Annotated in this window: 2 protein-coding genes and 3 pseudogenes; 1 reads left to right on the plus strand and 4 read right to left on the minus strand. The window is 58.3% G+C overall.

The genetic code is table 11. From position 1 onward, the window contains the following. Positions 1-529 precede the first annotated feature (529 nt). The 3 genes and pseudogenes from IB277_RS37450 to IB277_RS37460 form a co-directional block, all read right to left on the minus strand. Positions 530-1,483: pseudogene (locus tag IB277_RS37450) on the minus strand (IS110 family transposase); the annotation flags it as partial. A gap of 109 nt (positions 1,484-1,592) precedes the next feature. Continuing rightward, entirely contained in the window at positions 1,593-2,462 is an 870-nt protein-coding gene (locus IB277_RS37455; protein ID WP_192373384.1) for an IS3 family transposase, read from the minus strand. After that, entirely contained in the window at positions 2,459-2,881 is a 423-nt protein-coding gene (locus tag IB277_RS37460) for a helix-turn-helix domain-containing protein (protein ID WP_192373386.1), read from the minus strand. Before IB277_RS37460 ends, IB277_RS37455 begins: the two co-directional genes overlap by 4 nt. Before the next feature lie 219 nt (positions 2,882-3,100). On the opposite strand from IB277_RS37460, the pseudogene istA reads away from it, so the two are divergent. After that, positions 3,101-3,907 (plus strand): annotated as a pseudogene (gene istA, locus IB277_RS37465) (IS21 family transposase); the annotation flags it as partial. Here istA and IB277_RS37470 read toward each other — a convergent pair. Next, positions 3,890-4,293, minus strand: a pseudogene (locus IB277_RS37470) (recombinase family protein); the annotation flags it as partial. The pseudogenes istA and IB277_RS37470 sit on opposite strands and share 18 nt — an antisense overlap.

Genomic DNA, 4,293 nt, shown 5'->3' on the forward strand with positions numbered 1-4,293 from the left:
TTGCAAGAACATCAGATCCGCCACCGGGAAATACGGTCGTCTGGCGCGGCCTCAGCCGACTGACCGACATTCGCCTCGGAACCGAAATAGCAGCGACGCTCAGATGTGGGTAATTGCAAGCCGGTGACGGCCGCCTTGCTGAGCTGAGTTAGGCTGAAGCCTGCAAGTCCTAGTGCAAGCACTAGATGGTGTTGTCTAATCGCTCGGCATAGATCAAGCTCTTTTTGACATGCTCAACAACGGCCGGCCGAGCATCGTTCGACCTGACGAGTGTCAAACTGCGGATGTGCGGACCGCTGTTTCGTGATGCGTTGTTGATGACGTTTGCCGGGAGCACGGTTGTCTGCGCGGTCGATAGCGCATCGCCGCATGAAGGGTTTTCGCCGGAGGGATCTTCCAATGTAACGGACGCAGTATGGACGTGGGACACGTTCAGCTGCCAACACCATCTGCGGAATGACCCGACCTACGTCCCGGCAGGGACGATTCAACGCATCCGATAAGGCGGACTTAATTCCGGCCTGTGAACTCAGGCAGTCATGCCGGCGGACCGGTCAAAAGATTCGCCGGTTGTCAGCATTCTGTGCATTATCACCGATAGCTTGCGCGCCACAGCAACTGCCGCTCGTTTGAAGCCGACCTTCTCTCTGAGCTTCATCCCCCAGGCACGAAGTGAACTGTCAGCATGGGCTCGGGTCAGGATCACCGTGGCGGCCTCATAAAGGAGGCCACGCAGATGACGATCTCCCCGTCGAGAGATGTGGCCGTCATAGTCGACTTCCCCGGACTGATACCGTCTTGTTGTCAGTCCCAGCCATGCTCCCACAGACCGGGAGATTCGGAAGTTTTTCGGATCCTCTATCGCCGCAACAAAGGAGGCGGAAGTCACCGCACCGATCCCGGGAATGGACTTCAGTACCTGACATGCGTCGCTGCGCCGTGCCATAGTGACGAGCTGACGATCAAGTTGCGCAGCGCGGCCTCGGATACTACGCCAAGCCTCGAGAAGGGGCAGGATGATCTGTTCTAAGGCAGCATTGCTAGCCAACAGATTGCGTACATTCGCCGCAAATACCAAGCCACTAGCTTCGGACACGACCAGCCCAAACGTCTTCATAAGCCCACGGATCTGATTGGATAGCTCCGTCATGATCCTGATGAGCTTGGTGCGCGCGGTCACCAATGTGCGGATAAGCATGCTGTCATAGCCCTTCACGCGTACCTCACGGTAGAAGCCGACCTCAGCCAGCTGTGCCAAGCCGTCGGCGTCCTTGGCGTCTGTTTTGTTCGGGGCCATGTCGAGCGCGGCCTTGGCATGGCGAGCGTCGATACAGATTGCCGGAAGCCCTTCTGCACTCAGCGCATGATAGAACCACACAGACAAAGGACCGGTCTCGAACACCACCCGCTCGGCTGCCGGTGCGCGATGGCGGATCACCTCTGCGAGCAGCTTCGGATCGGATGGGCATTTGCCGCGCCAAATTGCGGGTTTCGGTAATTCGCGGACAGGGTTTCCATTAAATCCCGGACAGCGATGGAGTGCACCCCCAGACTGAGACAAGGAAAATCGCGGACGCCGCCCCGTGTTTCAGCTATGCCGCCTTTTCCATCCGTCGTCCACCTGAATGCTTCTGTTCGTATTCCTCCGGCGTTAGATAGTCGAGCGCCGAGTGCAGGCGCTGCGCGTTGTAAACGGTATCGATGAACGCGCCGATGCGCCGACGGGCATCGTCTGCATCCCTATAGGCGAGACCTTGCACCTCTTCCTGCTTCAGGGTCTTCATGAAGCTCTCCGCTTTCGCGTTGTCATAAGGATTTCCGACACGGCTCATGCTCGCCTGGATGCCGTGACGATGCAGAAGTTCGGAGTAGGCTCCGCACGCGTATTGAACGCCGCGATCGGAATGATGCACGAGGCTCCCGGGCACGGGCTGGCGATCGGTGATAGCCATCTCTAGAGCTTCGATCGCAAGGCTTGCTTTGAGATGCGTATTCAATGCCCATCCGACTACCCGGCGGCTAAATGCGTCAAGCACAACGGCAAGGAATGCAAACTCCTCAGCGAGATGAAGGAAGGTGATATCGGCAACCCATAGCTGGTTGACCCCATTGAGGATCATGCCCCTGGCGAGGTTCGGCACGACTTGCCAACCATGCCTCGAGTTGGTCGTTGCAGGAACAAAGGGTCTTGCGCGCAGGCACAACAGATTGTCTTCACGCATGATGCGTAGAGTGTACTTGTGGTTGACTTGCCACCCCTCCCGACGCAACAGGGCTCCGATCCGGCGGTAACCGTAGTGCGCGTTGCCGAGAGCCATCTTTTGAATGAGGTCCCGCAAACCTGTTTCGGCCCGACGAGGGGCCGAATCCAGCCAGTGACGGTAATAACTCGCGCGGCTGACGCCCGCGAGCCAACACATTCGGTCGATGTTGAATTCGCCTTGCGACAGGCCGGTCGTCATCTTTTCGATGACTTCGAAGATCCGGTTTCGCCAGGAGCGCTGCTCCGACGCTGATCTTCCTCGAAGTGCCGCAAGGCTTCGCGAAAAAAATCCAGATCGAGTTGCTGTTGCCCGACTTTCTGCTCCAATTCCCTGATCCGGCGCCTGGCCTTGGTCAGTACCTTTTCCTGAGGAGTTGGCTGATCGAAGGCGCTCTGCAGCGGCAAGTCCTCGCCAACTCCTGCTGTCGATCTGGCCGGCCGTCCGCGCCGACGTGACTTCAGATTACCATGAAGCCTTAGCTGATCACGCCACTCGTAAAGACGTTGGCGACTGATGCCAACCTCATCTGCCAACTTGCTGACGGTTTCACCCGCCTCCATGCGCTGGAGAAGCTCCAGTTTTTGGTCCTCATCAATAAATCTTTGCCGTCCGGCCATGCCCCAGTTTCCTCTCCTTGCGGGGAAACTGTCCGCGATTTTCCTTGTCTCAGTCTGGGGGTGCACTCCAGCGATTTCACTAAATCCGGGACAGCATTTCCGCTAATTCCCGGACAGCGATTCCGGTAAATCCCGGACAGTCTTTCGGCGATTAAAACATCGACTTTCGCACGCGCCGTTTTTGCCATTCTGAACCCCGATTTGAGAGGGGTGCGGGGAATGGCGAGACGGAAGCAGGCGAGACTTACTGACGTGAAGGACATTCGATCGATATTGCGACTGACGCACGAACAGGGGCTTTCGGTTCGTGCGATATCGGAACGGCTGAAGATCAGCAAAACGACCATTTCGACCTACCTGCTGCGGGCGCGTGAGGCCGGGCTGACGGGCTGGCCGTTGCCGCCTGGCCTTGACGAGGACGCTGTGTTGCAGCGTCGCCTGTTCCATCGTCGCGGCCGCCCGCCCCAGGATATGCACGCGCCTGACTGGAGCCAGATCGCCAGTGAACTGAAGCGAAAGGGCGTGACGCTGACGCTGTTGTGGCAGGAATATCGCGAGCGGCACCCGAACGGTTATGGATACACTTGGTTCTGTGAGCGCTTCGCCGCTTTCGAACAGCGCGCCAGCGCCACTTTCCGCAATCGCCACACCGCCGGCGCGGCGATGCAGACCGACTATGCTGGTCACACCGTCCCCGTCATTGATCCGGCGACGGGCGAGATCCGGCCGGCGCAGATCTTCGTCGCGGTTCTGCCGGCCTCTTTGTACACCTTCGCCTATGCGAGCTTCACTCAACGGCTGCCAGACTGGATCGAGGGTCAGCAACGGGCTTTGAGCTTCTTCGGTGGCGTAACGAAAGCGATCGTCTGCGACAACCTCAAGGCCGGCGTTGCCAAGCCCTTGTGGTTCGAGCCGACCATCAACGCCACTTTTGCAGCATTCGCCGAACATTACGACACGACGATCCTGCCGACCCGCCCAAAACGGCCGAAGGACAAGGAGCAGACATCACGATGCACCTTGTTGGATTTGTTGAGCGTCCATTAACCGGGGTTGGCGGCTACCATAGCGGCCGCCGACGCCTTTTGCGAGTCTGACGTTGCCCGGTGGCTCATACAGGTAGCGGTGGTTGGTAGCGTAGCGATGGCGCTTGAGAACACCATCACGTCCGAGTTGATGTATGGTTGTGGCGCTTACGCCAAATCGACGAGCCACTTCCTCGCCAGTTAGCATGCCGCTCTCGCGCAACCGTTCGAACCGGGTCTTCAGCCCATAGGCACGACGAACGAGCATAACTTTCTTCAAGGTAAAAGCCTCACCGCGCCAGTTACGATGCCCGAGTGCGTTGAGACGACTGGCAATCTGCTGGTCGTTGTCGGTCTCCAGCAGTTCGTTGATCAGTGCCACAACCG

The organism is Ensifer sp. ENS07, from assembly GCF_014852185.1.
In the GTDB taxonomy this organism is placed as follows: Bacteria; Pseudomonadota; Alphaproteobacteria; order Rhizobiales; family Rhizobiaceae; genus Ensifer; species Ensifer adhaerens.

What these genes read in the sequence shown, in the direction of transcription:
- IB277_RS37455 (WP_192373384.1), bottom strand. Translation starts at nt 2,462, where the DNA reads ATGACGACCGGCCTGTCGCAAGGCGAATTCAACATCGACCGAATGTGT.
- IB277_RS37460 (WP_192373386.1), bottom strand. Translation starts at nt 2,881, where the DNA reads ATGGCCGGACGGCAAAGATTTATTGATGAGGACCAAAAACTGGAGCTT.